16 protein-coding genes and 1 pseudogene are annotated in these 22,325 nt (G+C 61.6%); 11 read left to right on the forward strand and 6 right to left on the reverse strand.

The window, feature by feature from the left end:
- Positions 1–369 precede the first annotated feature (369 nt).
- The 4 genes and pseudogenes from OMP40_RS09735 (at position 370) to OMP40_RS09750 (ending at position 4,582) form a co-directional block, all read left to right on the forward strand.
- Positions 370–2,127 carry an MHYT domain-containing protein gene (locus OMP40_RS09735; protein WP_277533080.1) on the forward strand — a complete coding sequence of 586 codons (1,758 nt, stop codon included), beginning with the start codon at positions 370–372 and terminating at the stop codon, positions 2,125–2,127.
- A 198-nt stretch (positions 2,128–2,325) separates the two neighbouring features.
- Positions 2,326–2,835, forward strand: coding sequence for an SRPBCC family protein (locus OMP40_RS09740; RefSeq protein ID WP_277530968.1), 510 nt, complete (start codon positions 2,326–2,328; stop codon positions 2,833–2,835).
- Positions 2,836–3,246: 411 nt separating this feature from the next.
- Positions 3,247–4,112 (forward strand): annotated as a pseudogene (locus OMP40_RS09745) (DUF72 domain-containing protein).
- Positions 4,113–4,174: 62 nt separating this feature from the next.
- The gene (locus OMP40_RS09750; protein ID WP_277530971.1) at positions 4,175–4,582 is read left to right on the forward strand and encodes a hypothetical protein; all 408 of its coding nucleotides are present in this window, start codon (positions 4,175–4,177) and stop codon (positions 4,580–4,582) included.
- Between the two features lie 655 nt (positions 4,583–5,237).
- On the opposite strand, the gene OMP40_RS09755 is transcribed toward OMP40_RS09750, so the two are convergent.
- Complete coding sequence (locus OMP40_RS09755) at positions 5,238–6,338, reverse strand: cation diffusion facilitator family transporter (protein ID WP_277530972.1); 1,101 nt, start codon at positions 6,336–6,338, stop codon at positions 5,238–5,240.
- 248 nt (positions 6,339–6,586) lie between these two features.
- Here OMP40_RS09755 and OMP40_RS09760 point away from each other — a divergent pair, with 248 nt between their 5' ends.
- Positions 6,587–6,988, forward strand: coding sequence for a GNAT family N-acetyltransferase (locus tag OMP40_RS09760; protein ID WP_277530975.1), 402 nt, complete (start codon positions 6,587–6,589; stop codon positions 6,986–6,988).
- Positions 6,989–7,395: 407 nt separating this feature from the next.
- On the opposite strand, the gene OMP40_RS09765 is transcribed toward OMP40_RS09760, so the two are convergent.
- On the reverse strand, positions 7,396–8,166 hold the full coding sequence (locus tag OMP40_RS09765) for an AraC family transcriptional regulator (protein ID WP_277530977.1): 771 nt from the start codon (positions 8,164–8,166) through the stop codon (positions 7,396–7,398).
- A 155-nt stretch (positions 8,167–8,321) separates the two neighbouring features.
- Here OMP40_RS09765 and OMP40_RS09770 point away from each other — a divergent pair, with 155 nt between their 5' ends.
- From OMP40_RS09770 to OMP40_RS09795, 6 genes are all read left to right on the forward strand, one after another.
- Entirely contained in the window at positions 8,322–9,269 is a 948-nt protein-coding gene (locus tag OMP40_RS09770) for a nucleoside hydrolase (RefSeq protein ID WP_277530978.1), read from the forward strand.
- A 376-nt stretch (positions 9,270–9,645) separates the two neighbouring features.
- A complete protein-coding gene (locus tag OMP40_RS09775; protein ID WP_277530980.1) occupies positions 9,646–10,707 on the forward strand; it encodes a DnaJ domain-containing protein in 1,062 nt (353 codons plus the stop codon).
- Between the two features lie 76 nt (positions 10,708–10,783).
- Positions 10,784–13,447 carry an ATP-dependent chaperone ClpB gene (gene clpB / locus OMP40_RS09780; RefSeq protein ID WP_277530982.1) on the forward strand — a complete coding sequence of 888 codons (2,664 nt, stop codon included), beginning with the start codon at positions 10,784–10,786 and terminating at the stop codon, positions 13,445–13,447.
- A gap of 1,235 nt (positions 13,448–14,682) precedes the next feature.
- Positions 14,683–15,231 (forward strand): RNA polymerase sigma factor, encoded by a 549-nt coding sequence (locus tag OMP40_RS09785; protein ID WP_277530984.1) that lies wholly within the window; start codon positions 14,683–14,685, stop codon positions 15,229–15,231.
- Positions 15,224–15,850 carry a hypothetical protein gene (locus OMP40_RS09790; protein ID WP_277530986.1) on the forward strand — a complete coding sequence of 209 codons (627 nt, stop codon included), beginning with the start codon at positions 15,224–15,226 and terminating at the stop codon, positions 15,848–15,850. Before OMP40_RS09785 ends, OMP40_RS09790 begins: the two co-directional genes overlap by 8 nt.
- Complete coding sequence (locus tag OMP40_RS09795) at positions 15,847–16,089, forward strand: hypothetical protein (RefSeq protein WP_277530988.1); 243 nt, start codon at positions 15,847–15,849, stop codon at positions 16,087–16,089. Before OMP40_RS09790 ends, OMP40_RS09795 begins: the two co-directional genes overlap by 4 nt.
- Before the next feature lie 24 nt (positions 16,090–16,113).
- On the opposite strand, the gene OMP40_RS09800 is transcribed toward OMP40_RS09795, so the two are convergent.
- The 4 genes from OMP40_RS09800 to OMP40_RS09815 all read right to left on the reverse strand — a co-directional run bounded on the left by OMP40_RS09800 (position 16,114) and on the right by OMP40_RS09815 (position 22,311).
- A complete protein-coding gene (locus OMP40_RS09800) occupies positions 16,114–16,983 on the reverse strand; it encodes an SDR family oxidoreductase (protein ID WP_277533081.1) in 870 nt (289 codons plus the stop codon).
- Between the two features lie 285 nt (positions 16,984–17,268).
- Positions 17,269–17,703, reverse strand: a complete 435-nt coding sequence (locus OMP40_RS09805; protein WP_277530990.1) for a GNAT family N-acetyltransferase — start codon at positions 17,701–17,703, stop codon at positions 17,269–17,271.
- Between the two features lie 430 nt (positions 17,704–18,133).
- The gene (locus tag OMP40_RS09810; RefSeq protein WP_277530992.1) at positions 18,134–20,539 is read right to left on the reverse strand and encodes a DEAD/DEAH box helicase; all 2,406 of its coding nucleotides are present in this window, start codon (positions 20,537–20,539) and stop codon (positions 18,134–18,136) included.
- Between the two features lie 314 nt (positions 20,540–20,853).
- Positions 20,854–22,311 carry a hypothetical protein gene (locus tag OMP40_RS09815; protein WP_277530994.1) on the reverse strand — a complete coding sequence of 486 codons (1,458 nt, stop codon included), beginning with the start codon at positions 22,309–22,311 and terminating at the stop codon, positions 20,854–20,856.
- Between the last annotated feature and the right edge of the window lie 14 nt (positions 22,312–22,325).

Raw genomic sequence — 22,325 nt, forward strand, 5'->3', positions numbered from 1 at the left:
TGTTACAGGAAATCCGGCTTGAGAAAAAGTAGGTCTTTTCGCAGGTGAGTATACTCCTATATACTTATAAAAAAGAATGTCGAGGCAGGTCGGAAAAATAGGATTCGCCATTCCTTTTGAAAACGCTGTCGTATGCTAGACTGAAGCTAGCGCTTGGCGAATCCATTCTTATATTAAATAATAAATTACCATAATTGGGCCCTTGACGCTGCGCAGCCCGGGAAGGACAGCCCATGACACAGCTCCATGGCACCTATTATCCGCCGTTGGTCGTTTTATCGGTGCTGATTTCCGTATTGTCCTCCTACTGCTCCCTGCTCGTATACGAGCGCGTGCTGACGCTTCGGGGGAGGCTATCGTCGCTTGTGGATGCTGCTCGGTTCGACCGCCATGGGCTTCGGCATATGGTCCATGCATTTTATCGGCATGCTGGCTTATCATCTTCCCGTTAACATTCATTACCATCCGGGGTGGCTCGCAATCTCCATCCTGCTGCCCGTATTGGCCGCCTACGCGGCCTTCAGGATGATGGCCCGCAATCTGGCATCCAATCTGTCCATGGCGATCGGCAGCTTCTGGCTGTGCGTCGCCATCGCGGGCATGCATTACAGCGGCATGGCCGCGATTCGCATGCCCTATGAGCAGCGCTACGACTGGCTGCTGGTCGCTGCATCGATCGTCATCGCGTTCGCCGTGTCCTTCGCCGCGCTTAAGCTGTCGCACGCCAACCAGCGCAAGGGGCGGGCCCCGGGACAAGGCGCCAAAATGCTGCTCTCGCTCTTGCTGGGCGCGGGGATCGCCGGCATGCATTATACCGCGATGGCGGCGGTCTCGTTCGCCGGAACCGAAGCCGAAGCGGCGCATGCGCGCGAGACGGCGGAGCGGATGCAGGCAGGGAACGCTTTGCTGGCCGTTATCATCGGCGGATCCATGCTGTTCATTCTCGCGCTGGTGATGGCCAGCCAGATTTTGGACAAGCGTCTCGCGCTTCGGATCGCGGCATCCAACCAGCGAAGATACGACTCGATTTTCGAGCATCATCCCGATATGGTCTGCCTGTACGATCCGAGCGGGCGCATCCTCAGGGCGAATCCCGCAGCGGAGCGGATCATGGGGTACGCGGCTTCGGAGCTGCCGAGCAGGTTCCACACCGAGATGGTCAATCCCGGGGAATTCGAGCAGCTCAAGGCTTGCTTCCTGGCCGCGCTTCGCGGCGAATCGGGGACGGTCGAAGTGACGGTACGCCACAAAGAAGGGCATCTGCTCCATCTCAGCTGCACGATGGTGCCCTGGGTGGAGAACGGGCGCGTCCAGGACATATATACGATATCCAAAGATATCACCGGCAGCGTGAAAACGGAGCGGGAGCTGCTCGCGGCCAAGCGGGACGCAGAGGAGGCGCTGCGGGTCAAGAGCGACTTCCTGGCCGTCATGAGCCACGAGATTCGTACGCCGCTGAACGGCGTCATCGGCATGAGCGCGATTCTGCTCGAGACCGAGCTCAGCGAGGAGCAGCGCGAGTTCGTGCAGGTCATCCACGGCAGCGGCGCGCTGCTGCTGTCGACGATCAACGACGTGCTGGACTACTCCAAGCTCGAGGCCGGCAAGATGCAGCTGTCGATCGCGCCCTTCAGTCTGAACGGGCTCGTGAGGGACACGGCCATGCTTTTTCAGACCCAATGCAAGCAAAAGGGACTTGCGCTCGCGTGCGTCATCGACGAGGGTCTGCCCGATGCGGTGCTTGGGGACGAGCAGCGTATCTGCCAGGTGTTGATCAACCTGGTCGGCAACGCGGTGAAGTTCACGGCCAAAGGGGCGATCGAGCTCGCGGTGCAACCTGCGGACCTCGAAACGGCGGAGGCCTGTCGGCGCGTCCGCTTCGAGGTCCGGGATACCGGCATCGGCATTCCGGACGAGGAGCTCGCGCATCTGTTCCAGCCTTTCTACCAGGCGAAGAACGGCCGCGCCAAGCGGCACGAGGGGACGGGGCTTGGCCTCGCGATCTGCAAGGATCTCATCGATATGATGGGCGGGACGATCGCCGTGACGTCGACTGTCGGAGAGGGAACGCGCTTCGTCTTCGAGCTGCCGCTTGCGGCGGCAGCCTTCAAAGGTTCGGACGCCTGACGGAACGGCCGCGCGAGGCAATCGACCCTAAAGTTCAGACGGAATAATGCGGCCGGCTTTCCTGACGGAAACGTCCGATGCGACGCCGATGTCGGGATTAAACGGCTTGCGCAATCGCGGAGCGCTTCTACGCCAGAGAGGCATCTTCGGCTAAAGTGGTTAAATATCCATGATATGACCCGCTTGCAGGAGGTGCGTATGAGCGATTCGATCTATCGGTTCGCGCATGCATGGCGCGTGAATCGGGATAAGGAACGGCTGTGGGCGCTGATCGCCGACTTCCGGTACGACGACTGGTGGCCGAACGTCAAGATCGAACGGATCGCGACGGACGAATGGGGCGAGGGTTCGGGCAGCATTTATGCGTCCGAGTTCCGTCCCGGTCCGCTTTATGCGCTCAAGCTGCGCGTATCCGTCGTCGAGAGCCGGCCGCCGACCGTCGTGGCGCTGCGGGTCGAGGGCGATTTGGAAGGGCATGCCGTCGTTCGGCTGCACGGCGCCGGACGCGCGACGGAGGTTCACTGCCTGATGGAGCTGGAAACGAAACGCGGTTGGATGCGCGCGCTTGCGCCGCTTCTGCGTCCCGTCTTCGTCCGCAATCATCGCCGGATGATGGAGGCGGGCGTCGCGGGCCTGGCCGCCTATCTGGACGCGGATATTGTGCCCCGCAGCGTTCATGCGCCTTATCGCCGGCTTGCGCGCGGATAGGATGCGTAAAGCGCCGCCAGAAGCATCGAACACAAACAAAGAGACCGTCCGAAGACGGTCTCTCGTACCCGAGCGGCGCTGCTTGATTGAACCGTATCCCGCGCCTCCAGCCGGATTAGAGACTGGATCGGGTAAGGGATACGTTCAACATATGGGAACTAATGTTGACGCACCTCCTTTCCTGTACCTGCATTCTATCACAGCTCTGCGTTAAAAAGATAGTCTATTTAGAATAATCAGATAAATATATTTAAATATATTTTTAGACCGGCTCGCCGGCATCGCTTGGATGCAGGGCGGGGCGGTCTGTTTGCGGCGGCGCATAGCGAAGGCCAAAATCGTTCGTTCATTCGACGCTCCGGCGTGTAAAATACACATAAGGATAAATTTGGGGCAAGGGAGGCGGGGGCGATGATCCGAATCGGTCTGACGGGCTTCGGCGATCACGAGGAGCTATACGGCAAGCTGAAGGCCGGCGAGCGGCTCCGCGAATACGGCAAGCACTTCGACGTCGTGGAGATCGACAGCTCGTTCTATGCGGTGCCGTCGGTGAAGAACACGTCCAAGTGGACGGCGGACACGCCGGACGGCTTCAAGTTCGTCGTGAAGGCGTATCAAGGGATGACGGGCCATCTGCGCGGCAAAAAAAAATTATTTCGACGACGAGGAGACGATGTACAAGGCATTTCACGAGGCGATCGCGCCGATGCGGGAGGCCGGCAAGCTGGCGGCGGCGCTGTTCCAGTACCCGCCTTGGTTCGACTGCACCCGGGAGAACGTCGATCTGCTGCGGCGCACGCGGGCGTATATGGCCGACGTGCCCTGCGCGCTGGAACTGCGCAACCGGAGCTGGTACGCTCCGGCATTCAAGGACAAGACGATCGCCTTTATGAGAAAAGAAGGCTGGATCCATACGATCGTCGACGAGCCGCAGGCGGGAGAGGGCTCGATACCGATCGTGCCGGTCGCCACGACGAGCGACATGACCTACGTGCGCCTGCACGGACGCAATGAAGGGGGGCTGGCATGCGAGCGGGCGTCCGGATTGGCGCAAGCTTCGCTATTTGTACCATTACGACGCCGCGGAGCTGGCCGAGTGGCGGGACCGGCTGCTGGCGCTGGACCAGGAGACGGACACCGTGTACGTCGTGTTCAACAACAATTCGGCCGGCGACGCGACGCCGAATGCCAAGGCGCTGATGGACATGCTGTCGGGCACGGCGCCGGAGGCGGCCGCGGCGCGCGCGGACGAGCAGTATCCCGTATCGGCAATCTAGTAGAGTTCGCCGCCGCTGTGTTATGATAGACGCAAATGACAGCCAGACAGGCGGGATCGCTTATGACTTCCGAATTGCGCGTGGGCCACTGCCCCGGATGCGGCAGAATCTATCAGATCAATCTCAGGCAGCTCTGCGCCGTCTGCACCGCCGCCGAGGACGCGCTGATGAACCGAATGGAAAAGGAGCTTCGCGCGAACCGCAAGCTGACCACGGAGGAACTCGCGGAGCGGGTGGACGAGCGTCCCGAGCTGATTCGGTCGTGGATCCGCAAGGGGAAGCTGAAGGTGTACGATTATCCGAATCTGACCGACGCATGCGATCTGTGCGAGGCGCCGATCCGCAAGGGCAAGCTGTGCCAGAACTGCTCGATGAAGATCAAGAGCGAGGTTGCGCACGTCTACGAGCAGGAGCGTCTGTTGCAGGAGCGCAGGCGCAGGGAGAACGCCTTCTTGAACAAGCGCAAATAAAAGGAAGCCGCGTCGCGTCGACGTTGGCTTCTTTTTTTTGCAAATACGCGGAATGGCGCTTGCGTTCGACACGGCTAAGCCGGGAGCTGAAGGCTGCGAGCTGAGGGCGATAAGTGTTGAAAAGCAATTAATCGGCGCGCTGATCCGGGCTGCGGAGGAAATAAGTGTTCAACCGCAATTATTTTGTTGAGAAACGAGCCAAAACGAGCCAAAGCGTGCGAAAGTGAAAATTTAACTGCGTTTCAACACTTATTTGCCCAATGACAGGGCGATCGAGCGAAATAATTGCGTTTGAACAGCTATCGGATAGACGGCGAGAATGATAGGACGCGATCGCCACATATCGTCCGCACCAAGCCGGCGGGCGACGTTGGAGAAGTTGGCGCGATTCGTTGCGCGTTCAGGCGACGGGCGCGTCATTGGATTAATTTTTAGATAGGATATCGTTATTTTTTTGAATCGTTCGGCACCGTGGAGGCGCCTACAATGGAGTGGAATCGGTCGCAAAGGGACTTCCGCGGTCGGCACGGGATGGACGAGGTTCTCCGATCGCACCGGCAGCACGGGGCTGGGTGATGTCGCATATCAGGATAGAGGGAGCGCAGATGCCCGCTACGTTCGCATTGCGGCGACGGGAAGGCAGTTTTTTTGCACCCTACACCTGAATCTCTCTATGCCGGATGGCGCCGCTCTCGACCTGGATAGTCGTATGCGTGATGCCGAAGCGCTCCTCGATCAATGAGATCGCGCGCTGCAGCACGTCCTGGCACTGGACCCCTTCCTCGACGCGAATGTGGCAGCTGAAGGAATCGAGGCCGGAAGTGATCGTCCAGATATGCAGATCATGCACGTCGCGGACGCCATCGAGCGTGAGCAGCGCGGACTTCACTTCCTCGTGGTCGATGCCGGCCGGCGTGCCCTCCATGAGCACGTGGACCGTCTGCGAAATGACGAGCCATGCGCTCCGCAGGATGAGGACGGAGACGAGGATTGAGATAATCGGATCGGCGATGTACCAGCCGAAGGCCATCATGAGAATGCCTGCCGCGATGGCGCCGACGGAGCCGAGCGCATCGCCCAGTACGTGCAGGTACGCGCTGCGCATGTTGACGTTGTTCGCTACGTCGCCCTGGCGCGTGAGCGCCCATGCGCTGGCCAGATTGGCGATCAGGCCGACCGCGGCGATCGCCATCATCGGGCCGCCGGACACTTCCGGCGGAGACGCCATCCTGCCGACGGCTTCGTAGACGATGAAGCCCGCGATGACGAACAGCGCGACGCCGTTGAACAGCGCGGCGAGGATCTCGAAGCGGTGGAAGCCGTAGGTCCGCTTCGCCGAGGCCGGGCGCGCGGCGAACCAGAGCGCTGCCAGACTCAGCGCCAGCGCGCTCGTGTCGCTCAGCATATGGCCCGAGTCCGACAGCAGCGCGAGGCTGTCGGTGAGCAGCCCGCCGACGAACTCCAGCAGCATGATGCACGCGGTGATCGCGAGCGCGATCGTCAGTCCGCGGCGGTCGCCCTCGCGTCCGTGATGGTGGTGATCGCCGATCCCATGTTGATGGCCGTGGTGGTCATGACCGTGTGCGTGTGCGCCATGGCTGTGCGCATGTCCGCCATGGCCGGGCGAGCGTCCATGGGAATGTTCGTGAGCGTTCCCCGTCAAGCTCTCCGACTGTCCGTGTGCGCCGTCAGAACGCGGATCTTGCGCGGCATCGCCGCTCTGTACGGCCGTCAATCGTTCGGTTCGTTTATCCATCGCTGTCCGTCCTTCCGCGTCTAGGGTTCCTTTAACATATGAATATTTGCTCATATTATAATTCAATTGACTCGATCGCACAATGATGGAACGCGCGGACGGCCGCCTGTCTATGCCTGACCGCGGTCGCTTCGAACCGGCGCTGAATAACCGGGGGGCGAAGCGGGTATATAGTAGTATATGCCATAGCGGCTGATTAGAGGAGGCGATCGCCATGAGCAGTCCGATCGAAGGCATCAAAAAAAGAAATGAACAGCATGAAAGGGCATATCGACAGCATCAAGTCCGACGTTCAAGATACGATCGGCAGCGTGAAGGATACGGTGTCCGAGGCAAAAAGCACGTTCAAAGGCTGGAAAAGAAGAGACGAGGTCGGCGTCATTCATAAAGAAGGCAACGCCTTCGTCGTGCGCGAGAACGGCGAGCAGATCGGGGAGATCACGTTCATGCCCGACGGGGAGAATACCTGGGTGTTGAATCATACGTATGTGTCGCCGGACTATCGAGGCGGCGATATCGCCCGGCGGCTGCTGAACAGCGTCGTCGAGGCTGCCCGCGAGGAGGGCAAGAAGATCGTGCCCCTCTGTTCGTACGCGCTCGTACAGTTCAAACGCAACGCAGACTACGCGGACGTGTGGCGTAAAAGTTAATTGCGTCATGCGCGGGAGCGCAGGGGCCTTGCCCCTGCGCTCTTTTGATGTACTTGTCAGAACGTTCGCTTGCTCACCGTACGGCGATGGTCGGCGGGAAGGTAAGCGGGTTGGCGCGTCGGACCGCTGGCACAGTTGAATGCAAGTCGGGTTCACGCACCGGACTCACGGGCCGTTATTTCGTAAAAAACGGTCCCGATTGCGATCGTTTCGGACTGGAGGGACGTTATTGGCCCGGATCAAGGCTAAAAAACGCCGGCAATCCAGCAATAGCATCATCTCGGTCCACGAGCGGGACGCAAATCGCGATAGGAACAAGAATAACGTTCCCTAGGTCCGTCCGCTAAGCGCGAATGCATAAAGAGACGGACTGCTGCGGTTTAAATGTATTTAAGGGGGGCGAATCGTCACGCGTTGGCCTTGCGGTAGGCCCCTGGGCTGCCGCCCGTCTCGCGCCTGAACAGGCTGCAAAACTGCGAATCGCTGGCAAAGCCGCAGTCCGCGGCGATCTCGGCGATGCTGCGGTTCGTCTCCCGAAGGAGCGTCCGGGCATGCGCGATTCGCCTGCCGAGCACGTAGCGGCCGGGCGACGCGCCGATTTGCGCCTTGAACAAATGGCGGTAGCGATCGAGGCTGTAACCGGCCATGGCGGCGAGCGAGCCGAAGTCGATCCGCTGATGGAAGTTTTCGTTTATATAGTTAATCGCATACCTGAACTTATCTTCCGCATGCGTGGGCGAACCGCCGTTCAATCGCCGCCGGTGAAGCGTCAGAACCAGCTGGGAAGCCAGCAGGTCGAGCATATCGGCGTAATCCTCGTCTTTATTTCTCATCTCCTTGGCCATACCGAGCAGCAGCGGCAGGATGTGCTCGTGCGCGTCCTCGCCGTCTTTTGGCTTGCGGTCGGAAAAAACGCCCTCGGGAAGCGCGGATTCCCGCAGCGGCGCAAAGCCCAGGCACAGCACCTCGGTAGGCGCGGCATGCCGTTCGTCGTGATACGTCCCTGGCCGGATTAACGCGTAATCGTCCTCGCGATATTCGTAATCGCGGTCGCCGATGCGCGTCTTTCCGTTTCCCTTCAAATAGTAGACCAACTCATGGCAGCCGTGACGGTGCATCGTCACATCGTCTCCGGGCTCGTGCGCGACGGGGAAAAGAAAGTGTAGCCGTGCCTGCATGAACGAAACTCCTCTCGAATGCTAGCCGGATCATGATAGAGTTCGACCGAAACAGGATACGATCGAACCGGCAATTTATCTATAATTTAATCATAATCTTAACATGCAAGCTGTCGATAATCAGCCAAAAACAATAAGAGAGGATGACGGAACTAATGTCAGCGTCGTTCGTCGAAATGCCGGAGGACCGTCGCGTCAGGCGGCTGGCGCATCCCGGAAGAAAAGTGTCCATCGTGCTGGATACCGATACGTACAATGAGATCGACGACCAGTTTGCCATGATCTACGCGCTGTGTTCGCCGGAATCGTTGGAACTTGAGGCCGTGCATGCCGCTCCGTTCCACAACAATATGTCCGAAGGTCCGGCGGACGGCATGGAGAAGAGCTACCGGGAAATATTGAAAATCCGGTCGCTCGCCGGGATGGAGACGCTGCCCGTATACCGGGGCTCGGCGGCTTATATGCCGGGTCCCGACGCGCCGGTCGAGAGCGAAGCCGCGCGCGATCTGATTCGCCGGGCGCTGGCGCGCGGGGAGGATGATCCGCTGTACGTCGTCGCGATCGGCGCGATCACGAACGTCGCGTCGGCGCTGCTGCTAGAGCCTGCCTTAGCGGACCGGATCGTGCTCGTCTGGCTCGGCGGGCACGCCTTTCACTGGCAGGATACGCGAGAATTCAACCTCGAGCAGGATCTGCATGCGACGCGCGTCGTGCTGGACTCGGGCGTGCCGCTGGTCCTGTTGCCCTGCATGGGCGTCGTGTCGCATCTGACGACGACATTGTCCGAGCTGCGCGACCACGTCAAGGATAAAGGGCCGCTGGGACAGTACCTGTACGAAACGTATCTCGGTTGCATGGACGATCATGCCGGGCGCTCGCGGGTGATTTGGGATTTATCCGCGATCGCCTGGCTGGTCCGGCCGGATTGGTGCCCGAGCGAGCTGGCGCCAAGCCCGCTCGTGTCCGATGACTGCCGCTGGCTCGAGGCGGACGGGCGGCATTCGATCCGGTATGTCACGTATGTCGATCGCGACGCGATTTTCAGGGATTTGTTCGCGAAGCTAGACGTTCGGGCGAGAGCGGAACGGAACGACGGAGTGTGACACGGGAGGCGGCCTATTCCATGTTTTAATGTTATCCCCTTCGCGCAGGCGGAGGGGATTTTGGCGATGACGCCTATGATGCCTATGACGCCTATGACGCCTATGATGCCTATGAGGCCTATGACGCCTATGACGCCGACGAAAGCGCGGACCGCCTGACTGCCACGGCGTTTGATCGGACGAGGCAATCGCTTGAATGGCAATAAAGATCAGTATTAGTCAATATAGGTCATCTGAGTTAGATAAGCGAAGATTTAAAGCCAATAATCGGCTTAAACCGCCTCAAACCGGCTTTGGCATATTCGTTTAGCGGGTCTATAATGGCATTAAGGTCAAAAAAAGGTCAGACATATCGCCCGGGGGGAGGAGATGCGCCATGACGATCGGCAATCCGTACGAAACGCTCGGCGTCGGCAAGGACGCGACGAAGCAGGAGATCAAAAAGGCTTATCAGAAGCTGGCCAAGAAGTGGCATCCCGACGTGAACAAAGCCCCCGAGGCCGAGTCGAAGTTCAAGGAGATCGCGGAGGCTTACGATATTCTCAGCCATGACGATAAAAGACAGGCGTACGAAGAAGAACAGCGCTATGCTTCGATGCGGCGCGAGTATGCGGGACGGACAGGCGGCAGCGGCGGACCCGGCGGCGCGCAGGACGGCGGCGCATGGAGCTGGAGCGGCGGCGCGCAAGGCGCTGCCGGCCTGTCCGAGGAGGAGCTGTACGAGATGCTCTTCGGCAAAGGCGGAATCGGAGGCATGGGCGGCTTCGGCGGCGGAGAAGGCTTCGGCGGTTACAGCGACACGGCCGGCGGGACCCGCGGTTACGGCGCTTACGGCGGCGGTGCAAGCGGGTTCGGCGCCGAAAATGCGTGGGGCGCTTCAGGGTTCGATCCGTTCGGCGCGAGCGCGCGAACGCAGCATGCCAAGCTGAACGTCAGCCTGGAGCAGGCTTGGCAGGGCGCCAAGGTCAACGTGAGGGTCGGAACCAAAGACATCGCGCTGCGCGTACCCGAACGGATGGCCGACGGCACCGTCATCCGGCTCAAGGGAGACGGCGCGAACGGCCTGCAGGAAGGCGACGAGCTGCTGATCGAGCTGTCCGTCGAGCCGAATGCATCTTATGCGCTCGGCGAAGACGGAGATTTGCGCGCGACGGTGGAGGCCGCGCCGTGGCAGGTCGTGCTCGGCGGCGAAGCGATCGTCCGGCTGCCGGACGGCGGCCAGGTCAAGCTGCGGATTCCGCCGGACTTTCCCGCGGGCAAGCAGCTGCGCATTCCGGCGAAGGGCCTGCGCCGCAAGGACGGCGGCTATGGCGACATTCTGTTCGACGTCGCGCTTGCCGTACCGCCCCGCCCGAGCGAGGCGGAGCGCGAGCTGTACAGACAGCTCGCGGAACGCAGCGGATTCATGGCAGGCATCAAGCCGCGCTCAAGAAGCTGATGCTTTTTGCCGCGCACGCTGAACCGGCATGAATCCCCCGCAAGCGGGACACCATTTTAACCGAGGAGAGACGCATATGGATTTCAACAAATATACGCAAAAACTGCAGGAAGCCGTCGCAGGCGCGCAGTCGCTGGCCGGCGCGAGCGGGCATCCCGAGATCGATTCGCTTCATCTGCTCGCCGCGCTGCTGAAGCAGCAGGAAGGACTGCTGCCGAGATTGCTGCAGCGGGCCGACATTCAGCCGGCCGAGATGGATCGGCAGACGATGGCGCGATTAATGAAGCGCCCGCGCGTCGGCGGTTCGGATTCGGTCAAGCGCTATGCATCGCCGGCGCTCGTGGCCGTACTGGAGCAGGCGGAGCGCGAAGCCGCGGCGATGACCGACGAATACGTGGCGGTTGAGCATGCTGCGCTCGCGATGGCCTCCGCGCCAAGGGACGGCAATCGCGACGTGCTTGAGCTTTTCGATGCGTTCGGCCTGACGCGGGACCGGCTGCTCGCCGTCCTCAAGGAGATTCGCGGCCATCAGCGCGTGACGAGCCGGGAGCCGGAAGCGACTTACGAGGTGTTGGAAAAGTACGGGCGCGATCTCGTCGCCGAAGTGCGGGCGGGCAAGGTCGACCCGGTCATCGGCCGGGACAGCGAGATTCGGCGGGTCATCCGCATTCTTTCTCGCAAGACAAAAAACAACCCGGTGCTTATCGGCGAACCCGGCGTCGGCAAGACGGCGATCGTCGAAGGCTTGGCCCAGCGGATCGTCCGCAAGGACGTGCCGGAGGGGCTGAAGGACAAGACGGTATTTTCGCTGGACATGAGCGCGCTCGTCGCGGGCGCGAAGTACCGCGGAGAGTTCGAGGAGCGGCTTCAAGCCGTGCTGAAAGAAGTGAAGGAAAGCGACGGCCGGATCATCCTGTTCATCGACGAGCTGCATACGATCGTCGGCGCGGGCAAGACCGAAGGCGCGATGGATGCGGGCAACATGCTGAAGCCGATGCTCGCGCGGGGCGAGCTTCACTGTATCGGCGCGACGACGCTCGACGAATACCGGTCGTATATCGAGAAGGACCCTGCCCTCGAGCGTAGATTCCAGCAGGTACTCGTCAGCGAGCCGAACGTCGAGGATACGATTTCCATTTTGCGCGGCTTGAAGGAACGCTTCGAGCTTCATCATGGCGTTAAAATCCACGACAGCGCCCTCGTGGCTGCCGGTACCCTGTCCAACCGTTATATTGCGGACCGCTTCCTGCCGGACAAAGCGATCGACCTTGTCGACGAGGCCTGCGCGATGATCCGCACGGAGATCGACTCGATGCCCGGCGAGATGGACGAGGTCATGCGCCGCATGATGCAGATGGAGATCGAAGAAGCCGCGCTCAAGAAGGAGTCCGACGACGCGAGCAAGCGCCGGCTGGAGTCGCTCCAGCGGGAGCTGGCGGATCTGAAGGAAAAGCATCTGGGCATGATGGCGCGCTGGGAAAAAGAAAAAGCCGCAATCCAGGGCGTGCGCGAGCTGCAAAAGCGGCTTGAGCAGGCGCGCAAGGACTTGGCCGACTCGCAGGAGGAATACGACCTGAACCGCTCGGCGGAGCTGAGCTACGGCATCATCCCCGATCTGGAGCGCCAGCTTAAGGCGGCGGAGGAGGCGGCCGAGCAGGAAGGCGAGACGCGCTTGCTGCGGGAGTCGGTAACCGAGGAAGAGATCGCCGACATCGTCTCGCGTTGGACGGGGATCCCGGTCAAGCGGCTGGTCGAAGGCGAGCGCGACAAGCTCTTGCGCCTGGAGGAGACGCTGCACGAGCGCGTCGTCGGCCAAGAGGAGGCCGTCGGTCTTGTGGCCGACGCCGTACTGCGGGCTCGCGCGGGAATCCAGGACCCGAACCGCCCGATCGGCTCGTTCCTGTTCCTGGGGCCGACGGGCGTCGGCAAGACGGAGCTGGCCAAGGCGCTCGCGGCGACGCTGTTCGACCGCGAGGACGGCATGATCCGGATCGACATGTCGGAGTATATGGAAAAGCACAGCGTGTCGCGTCTCGTCGGAGCGCCTCCCGGGTACGTGGGCTACGAGGAGGGCGGGCAGCTCACAGAGGCCGTTCGCAGGCAACCGTACACCGTCGTGCTGCTCGACGAAGTCGAGAAGGCGCATCCGGACGTATTCAACGTCTTGCTGCAGTTGCTCGATGACGGCCGCCTGACCGACTCGCAGGGACGCGTCGTCGATTTTAAAAACACGATTGTCATCATGACGTCGAACATCGGCTCCCCGCACCTGCTGCAGGGCGTGGACGATAGCGGCGACATCGCGCCGGCCGCGCGCGACCGCGTCATGAAGGAGCTGTCCGGACACTTCCGGCCGGAGTTCCTGAACCGCGTGGACGATATCGTCCTGTTCAAGCCGCTGTCGCGCGTCGAGATCGAATCGATTGTGCGCAAGTTGGCGCGCAGTCTCGCGGACCGCCTGTCCGAGCGCGGCATCGCCCTGCGGCTGTCGGACGAAGCCGTCCGGTTCATCGCGAAGGAAGGCTTCGATCCCGTGTACGGCGCGCGTCCGCTGAAGCGGTTCATCCAGCGCCATCTCGAGACGCGGGTAGCACGGGCGCTGATCGCAGGCTCGGCGCCAGAAGGCTCGATCATGACCGTCGCCGCGAACGACGGCGGGTTGTCGGTGGAGATTCGGCAGGCCGACGAAGCCGGAGCGGAAGCGGGCGAGCCCGCTTCGGAGCCATTACAAACCGTGTGAGATCGCACTTTGAGATCACACTTCACATACAGCCATCCGCTGTCCCGGTTTGCGCCGGAAGGGCGGATGGCTTTTGCTTGATATAATAGAAGAGTATAAAATCGACAAGTAACGCTGTGCAGCGCCTCTTCGGCCCGGAAAACGCCACAGTCCCGATAAAGTAACGTTGTACAGCGCCACTTGGCCCGGAATGCGCCGAAGTCCCGACAAGTAACGCTATACAGCGCCTCTTCGGCCCGGAATGCGCCGAAGTCCCGACAAGTAACGCTGTGCAGCGCCTCTTGGCCCGGAATGCGCCGAAGTCCCGACAAGTAACGTTGTACAGCGCCTCTTGGCCCGGAATGCGCCGAAGTCCCGACAAGTAACGTTGTACAGCGCCTCTTGGCCCGGAATGCGCCGAAGTCCTGACAAGTAACGCTATACAGCGCCTCTCTTAGGCCTGACTCAGATGACGCTATTTCGTATAAAAACAGTGCAATTGCGATTATTTCGGACTGGAGGGTCGTTATTCACCCAGATTCAGGCTAAAAAAAGGTCTCCAAACCTCAATAGAGGTTCCTGGGTCCGCGAGCAGGCCGCAAAGCGCGATCGGAACAAAAATAAGGTCTTCTCAGTCTATACACTGCACGCCATTGCGCAAACAAGGCCGCAGGCGGCTTTTCTAACGCTGCTACGAGTATCCCCTTCACGCAGGAAGTAAGTAGTCTCGGCATGGTTAGAACAGTATCCCCTTCGCACAGGAAGTTCGCAGTCTCGGCATGGTTAGAACAGTATCCCTTTCACGCAGGAAGTTCGCAGTCTCGGCATGGTTAGAACAGTATCCCCTTCACGCAGGAAGATAGTAGTCTCGGCATGGTTTGAACGGTATCCCCTTCGCACAGGAAGTTCGCAGTCTCGGCATGGCTTGAACGAATAGTATCCTTTCCGTTTGGCTTCTGCCAGATGGGGAGGGGATGCGGCAAGGGCTGGCGCATGGCAATGGGGCATGCGACGTCATCGGTTGGCGTTCCTGACTGAAGGGGATATCGTTCAAATGCGCGGATCGCGGTCTATTTCCTGACCGAAGGGGATATCGTTCAAATACGCGGATCGCGGTCTATTTCCTGACTGAAGGGGATATCGTTCAAATACGCGAATCGCGGTCTATTTCCTGACCGAAGGGGATATCGTTCAAATGCAAAATAAGCGGAACAAACGCGGGGGCTGCGTTGTCTTTAAGGTGGGGGGCGAGGCGGTTGGCGGACCTTGAGGATCACGACCTCAAATATTGCGTTGGACTGGCTGCGGACGAGATGGCCGATTTGATCGCCAAGCATTGGCACGACGTCTGGCAGTACGCGTTGTTTCTGACAAGGCGGGAGCATCTGGCGGAGGACGTTGCGCAGGATACGTTCGTGCGGGCAATGCGGGCGATCGATGGTTATCGGGGAGACGGGCCGTTTAAAAACTGGCTGTTTCGCATCGCGCGCAATACGGCGTTTAATTATCGAAAGTCGGCCTTTTGGCGGAGAGTGACGCTCGTCGGATTGATTCCGAACGCGCGCGGGACCGCATCGGCGGAATGTGAATATTGGCGGAAGGAATTGGTGAACGAAGTATGGGCCGGGGTGTGGAATTTGCCAAGCAAATATCGCGAGCCCATCGTTTTATACGCTCACTATGAGTGGTCGTACGGTGAGATCGCGGAGCTGCTCGGCGTCGCGGAAGGAACGGTGAAGTCCAGACTGTTCAGGGGCAGGGCGATGCTGGCCGAACGGATGAAAGGGGAGGAGCTCGATGGATAGCCGGATCACGGATGAGCACTTGAAGCGGGACGCGCTGTTCGCGCAGCTAAAAGAGAGGCCTTTAAACGAGCAAAGGAGACCCGGCGATCGCAGGTTGGCCACCATTCTGGCCCTGGCTGGCGCAGACGAACGCGAATTCGCCGCAAAACATTTGAAGCGCAGGTGGACCATCGCGGTTCTGGCTGTGCTCGCAGTGGCGCTGTTGGCGGCAGGACTTGGTTATGCCGACGAAGCGCCGGGCGGATTCGCGGATCGGCGGCAGGCGAAGGCGATGGGGCTGCGCGCCGGGGCGCTGCACATTCCGATCGGGCGGACGCCGGAGGAGGCGGTGGAAAAGTTCAGGCGCTTCCATACGATGCGTGTCGTTCACCGCGAAGCCGTGGACGGCGGGGTGTTGCTGTTCATCAAGCGGGATATGCAGCAGAGCGGTACGGAGCTGCAGGTTGAGTTCGTGCGGCGCACTTGGCTGGGCTGGAAATGGGGAATGGGCGGAGGTTACGGGATCGGCTATGGCGAGCCGGGGGGAGAACGGCGTTCGAAGGCTGCTGAGTTATATGACCATGCCCGGCAAATATCCGGGCGTGTCCGGTCCTTATCCGCTGGCTGTCGGGGGAGGTGACCGACGCTTCCGTCGCTGGCGTCATCATGATGACCGGGGGCGAGCAGCCGGGTAAATACGCATCGAAAATCGTTGAATTTGAACCGGGCAGAAGGCTTTGGTTCGTCTTGCTGCCCGAGTTCGCGGCAACGCCTTATATCGTCCGGGCGTTGGATCAAAAAGGAAATATCGCGGCTGAAAAGACGCTTGCCGCCCCCATCAACGACACGGGCGTTCTCAAATCGGGCGATAGCCGCTAGTCATCGCGCAAAGCGTAGTTCGCTTCAGCTGTTCGTCGACTGGCCGCCGTCGACGTGGAGGACCTGCGCGGTGACGTAGCGGGAGTCGTCCGACGCGAGATAGACGTACGTCGGCGCCAGCTCGAACGGCTGCCCGGGACGGCCCAGCATCGTCTCGGCGCCGAAGACGGCGACTTGGTCCGGGGAGAAGCTGCTTGGAATGAGCGGGGTCCAGATCGGTCCGGGGGCGACCGCGTTGACGCGAATGCCCTTCGGCGCCAGGTTGCGCGCCAGGGCGCGCGTCCAACCGACGATCGCGCCTTTGGTGGCGGTGTAGTCGAGGAGGGTTTTTTCGCCGACGTAAGCGACGACCGAGGCCGTGCCGATGATGGAAGCGCCGGGCTGCAGGTATGGCAGGGCCGCGCGCGTCGTATGGAAGTGCGAGAAGAAGTTCACCTTGAACGTATTCTCGAACTGCTCGTCGGTGATGTCCGCCAGCTCGTTCTGCTGGAACTGGATGCCGACGTTGTTGACGAGGACGTCCAGGCGCCCGAACGCTTTGACGGTATCATGGACGATCGACTCGCTAACGGCCTTGTCGCGAACGTCGCCGGGCAGCAGCAGGCAGCTTCGGCCGTAAGCTTCTATGCAGGCTTTGGTGCGCGCCGCGTCCTCGTGCTCGTCCAGATAGGAGATCGCTACGTCGGCGCCTTCTTTGGCGAAGGCGATTGCTGTCGCCGCGCCGATGCCGCTGTCGCCGCCGGTGATCAGCGCGGCTTTGCCGTCCAGCTTGGCGCTGCCTTTATAATGCGGATTGTCGACGATCGGCTTGGGCACCATCAGGCTCTCGATGCCGGGCTGGCGGTATTGGCGCTGCTCGGGCACGCTGATCGCGATGTCCTCGTAGCGCGTGATCGTGCCGTAGCCGGGTTAGAGCGGATAAGGGGCGTCGATTTTCGCTTCTTCGAACTTTAGCTGCATGCTTCGCACTTGCTCAAGCTCGCGCTCGCCGTCGCGTTTGTCGGTCATGTCGGCCTCCCGTCAATCGGCAGACGGACGCGCCGCGTTGGCCAAGGTGCCGTCTGCCCGATATCGTTATTTCTCACCGTATGCCAAAACGGCTAGACGGGTGCCTAGCCGAATGTGCATGGACGAGGGGAAGCGGCTTGCCGCAGAAAGACGATCATGGGACAAACGGAATCAAAGCGTTACGGAATCAAAGCGTTTTGATAAAAGAAAAGCCGGGTTGCGATAGCCCATCTTGGTCTCGTAAAAACGGTGGGCATCCACGCGCGCAAGGCCCGATTCCAGCGCCACCGTTTGGCAGCCGTTGTTTTTTGCATATCGATGGACGTATTCGAGCAGCGTCTCGCCATAGCCCTTGGAGCGCTCGGAAGCTTTGGTGACCAGATCGTAGACGAATACATGCTTGCCGAAGTAGAGGTTCGTCAGGGTGACGATGCCTGCCAACGCTACGATCCGGCCGCCGTCGTAAAGCGCGAGCATCTTGTAGCCTTCCGCGTGCATCTCGCGCAGGAGGGAGACATAAGTCTCACGTTCCAAATTCGTCCGCAGCTCGTGCATAACCGGGTAGGCTTCCAGCCACTGTTCCTCTTCGGCCAATTCTTTAATCATAGAAAATATCCCCTTTTTTCGTTTATCGCCGGCTGGCGCGAACATTTTACGCAGGACTGGCTCTCGCGCAGTTCATCCGGCATAGGCTATGACGGCGAACAGCCCGATGGAGGATGATCGATGTGAAAGTACCGTACTCGTTCAGTAAAAAGGCGGACGCGCTGCTGGCGGACGAATCGGATGCGATGGTGAAGGTGTCCTACGGCGATTTTTTTTACGCTGAATTTGCCGTTGATCGGCCCGCGCCCGCCGTATTACGCGCATCCGCGCTACGAGGGACATTACCCGCTGATCTGAAATGGCGTCGGCGCGACAGCGCCAGCCGGAAGCCGCGTAATGTCGCCGAACGTTCCCGAATTTCGCCGAACGCACTGCCGAATTTCGCCAATTGCCTTGCAAAAACGCCTCACTCCGGAGGCGTTTTTTGGCGTCAGCCGTTCATGCCCCGCCGCAGCGTGATCAAGTCGCGCAGATCGTCGGTCGACAGCTCGGTGATCCAGCCCTCGGAGGAGGAAATGACGTTGTCGCTGAGCTGCTGCTTGCTCTCCAGCATCTCGTCGATGCGCTCCTCAAGGGTGCCGAGGGAGATGAACTTGTGCACCTGTACGTCCTTGGTCTGGCCCATCCGGTACGCGCGATCGGTCGCCTGGTTCTCCACGGCGGGGTTCCACCAGCGGTCGAAGTGGAACACATGATTGGCGGCTGTCAGATTCAAACCGACGCCGCCGGCCTTGAGCGAGAGGATGAACACGTTAGGCTGCTCGTCCTGCGGCAGCGTCCGCGACTGGAACCGCTCGATCATGCGGTCGCGCGCCGTCTTGGACGTGCTGCCGTTCAGGTAGAGCACGGGCTCGCCCAGCTCCCGGGACAGCACGAGACGCAGCATCTCTCCCATGCCGACGTATTGGGTGAAAATGAGGCAGCGGTCGCCCTCGTCCCGAAGCTCCTTGACCATGGCGAGAAGCCGCTCAAGCTTCGCCGATCGGGAGACCAGCTCGGCAAGCTCCGCCTCGGAAGGCGCGGGCGCCTCGACGGCGGACTTGCGAGCGGACTTGCCAGCCGACTGGGCCGGCGCCTTTTCCGAGGACGCGGATGCCGCACCGTCCGTGCGCCCCGGACTTTCCGCCGGAGCGGAGGCCGCCGCCTCCGGCTCCTTGTTCAGCAGCGCCGGATGATCGCACACCTGCTTCAGCCGGGTAAGCGCCGCGAGGATCGCGCCTTTGCGCTCGATGCCTTCGAGCGACTTCATCCGCTCCAGCAGCTCGTTAACGGTCTGCTCGTACAGCGCGCTCTGCTCGGGCGTAAGCGGGACGTACGTTTTCATCTCGTTTTTGTCCGGCAGGTCGAGCTGGATGTTCGGATCCTTCTTCTTGCGGCGCAGCATGAACGGTCCGACGAGGCGCTTGAGCTCCGCCGTCCTGCGCTCGTCGCGGTTGCGCTCGATCGGCGTGGCGAACCGCTCCTGGAAGGCGCGCTGCGTCCCCAGGTAGCCCGGCGCGATGAAGTCGTAGATCGACCAGAGCTCGGCCAGGCGGTTCTCGATCGGGGTGCCGGTGAGCGCGATGCGCTGACCCGCGGACAAGCTGCGCACGGCGACGGACTGCTTGGTCTGCGCGTTTTTGATATTTTGCGCCTCGTCGAGGCAGATCGCCGCCCATGCATAGGTTTGCAGCAGCTCCTGATCGAGCGAAGCCGTGGCGAACGAAGTGAGCACGACATCGGAGGCCGCCGCCTGAGCGGCGAAGGCCTCCGCTTCGGCGATCCGGCCGCTGCCGTAATGCAGGCTCACGGACAGCGTCGGCGCGAAGCGCGAGATCTCCTTCTGCCAGTTGCCCAGCACCGAGGTGGGGCAGACGATCAACGACGCGCGGCGCCGCTCCGGCGGGGTGTCGTGCCGCAGCTGGAGCAGATAGGCGATGAGCTGAACCGTCTTGCCGAGGCCCATGTCGTCCGCGAGCACCGCGCCGAGGCCGAAGCGCCGCAGCGAGGTGAGCCAGCCGAAGCCTTCGCGCTGGTACGTCCGCAGCGTCGCCTGCAGGTCCGCCGGCGGTTCGGGCAGCGGCCACTCCGAAGGGCGGCCGAGCTGCGCGAAAAACGCCGCGAGATGCGCGTTCAGTTCGACCTCGAGCCGTACGCGCGCGGCCGACGCCTCCGCCGATTCTTCTTCGTCGGTCCCGGCGCCGTCCGCTTCCTCGCCCTCGCCGAGCAGATGAAGCTGCAGCACGTCCTGGAACGAGAGGCCCGCGTGCTTGTCCATGCCCGTCATCATGCGCCGGATCTGCGTCAGCAGCGCCGGATCGAGCGCGATCCATCGACCGCGGTAGCGGACAAGACGCTGGTTGCGCGCGACGAGCGCGGCGAACTCCTCTTCGCTGAGGTCCACGTCCCCGATGGCGACCCGCCAGTCGAAGTCGATGATCGCGTCCAGTCCGAACAGCGAGCTTCCCTTGCCGCCGGCCTCCGGCGCGATCTTGGCGCGAAGCCGCGGCTTTTTGCGGGTCGCCGCCTCCCACCAGGCCGGCAGCAGCACCCGCCAGCCTGCCTCGAGCAGCCGGTTGCTGTCGGCCGAGAGGAAGCGCCAGGCCGCTTCGTCGTCCAGCGGCTTGCCGAGCAGGTCCCGCGGACCGCCGGCAAGCCGCTCGGGCGGCAGCGCCGCCCGCAGCCGCTCCAGCCACCCGGGGGGCCCGCTCGTTCGCTTCTTCGTTCCAGGCGGCCGGCCACCGCCCGGAGACCGAGCCGTCCGCCGCGAGCTTCGCGGGATGCACGATCGTCTCGTCCCGCTTGCTCTGCAGCGCGAGCTGCAGCCGCCAATCGTCGGGCGCGCTGCCGCCCGCATAGGGCTCGAGCAGCCGCAGGATCGGCCGGAACGGCGCGGTGTCCTGGCGCCAGCCGATTGCCTCGAGCCAGCTGCGCTGATCCATGCCGGCCGCGGACGCGGCGCTTTTGTCGAACAGCAGCGGGTGCTCCCGCCGCAGGTCGGAATAACCGGTCTCCGTGCCGTAGTGGCGCTCCCGCACCGCCGCCGAGAAAGCGGCGCGCAGGCCTTCGACAAATGCGCCGTCTGCCAAAGCGCCGCCCGCCAAAGCGCCGTCTGCCAAAGCGCCGTCTGCCAAAGTGCCATCCGCCAGAGCGCCGCCCGCCCCAGCTTCGTCAGCCTGCGGCAGCTCGCCTTCCCAGGTCCACTGCAGCAGACCGCGACGGTACGCATCCAGATGGGGGGATATAACGACGCTCGTCGATCCATTCCGCCAGGACGGGAGCCCACCGGGAGAGCAGCCGGCTTTCTCCGGTCATTTCCCACGCGACATGCTTCAGCAGACGCGGCGCGGCGAAGAAGGCCAGCACCTGCTCGGACGGAAGAATGACGACCTCCGCCGTGCTTTGGGTCGGATCGTCGATCGCTCGCAGCATCACCTGGTTCACGTCCAGATTCGTACCGTAAAACGAGGCTTCGTGCCAGGCGAACAGCTTGTGCTTGAGCAGCATGCCCGGCACGTAGCCGTAACCTTCCAATACGCCGTATATCAGCGCGTCGCCGTGCTCGCTCAGCCGCACGTCGATGCTGATCGTATCCCGCTGCGCGTTCATGACAGCTTTCCTTTCCGCAGCTCTTCCTGCAGCGCGCGCAGCCTGCTGTGGCGCAGCTCGAACAGCTCGTAAAATTCGATCCAGCGCTCCTCGCGCTTCATTTTCTTGTACAGCTTGGCCAGCCGCTTGAGCAGCTTGACCGCCGACTTGTAGCTGGCTCTGTTTTTCATCGATACATAACGTTCGATCGCCTGATGGTAAAAAAGGGAGCAGCGTATGCGGCGCTTCCTTCTCCAGCGGCGCCAGTTCGGTCGCGCGGTAATCGAGCGGATCGCGGCCGAACGACAGCTGAATGTCGATCCAATCTTCGTACCGTCCGGCGCCGAGCAACCGTTCTTCGTAGATCGTCTGAGAGGACGGCAGCATCGCCTCGAGCGTCTCCCACATCCGGGGCTCCGCCTCGGGCAGCATGGCGACGAGCTCGTCCCATAGCCCGGCGTACGTTTCGAGCTCCCGCAAGCGTCGTCCGCTCATCAGGGGCGCGAGCTCGGTCAGCCATCGGTACAGGCGCCGCCCCTCCTTCTTCAGGGCGAGCTCGCCCAGCATCTCCGTAAGCTGCGCGATATGGGCCGAGCCCAGGCGGCTCGATTCGCCGGCGAGCAAGGCCAGCGCGCGGTCGTCGTCGGCCAGGGCGAACCGCATTCGCAGCATGGCCGCGTTCCAGGCGCTCCTGCTCTGGGCGGGCAGGCCGCTCTCGGCGGCCTCAAGCTTGCCGAGCTCCTCCTTGTACAGGACTTCGCCTCCGTACGGAGACGCGAGCCAGGTCTCCCACAGGCGTCCGTAATGCTTCACCTCGTAATCCTGCGTCGGGCCGGGCGTCAGCATCGCCGTCCGGACGATGTCGGACGTCTCGAGCAGGCGGTCTCGCGCGAGCGGCTCGTCCGCAACGGGCAAGGGGCGATCCAGGCAGCCCATCGCGGCTTCGTGAAGGTCCGTCACGGCCAGATGGGTGAAGTAGCCGAGGTATGTATTCGTATTGGGCGCGGAGTGGCTCTGGGTCGTCTCGGCGGCATGGCGCATGAGAAAAAGCAGCG

It is taken from the genome of Cohnella rhizosphaerae (assembly GCF_029525575.1).
Taxonomy (GTDB): Bacteria; Bacillota; Bacilli; order Paenibacillales; family Paenibacillaceae; genus Cohnella; species Cohnella rhizosphaerae.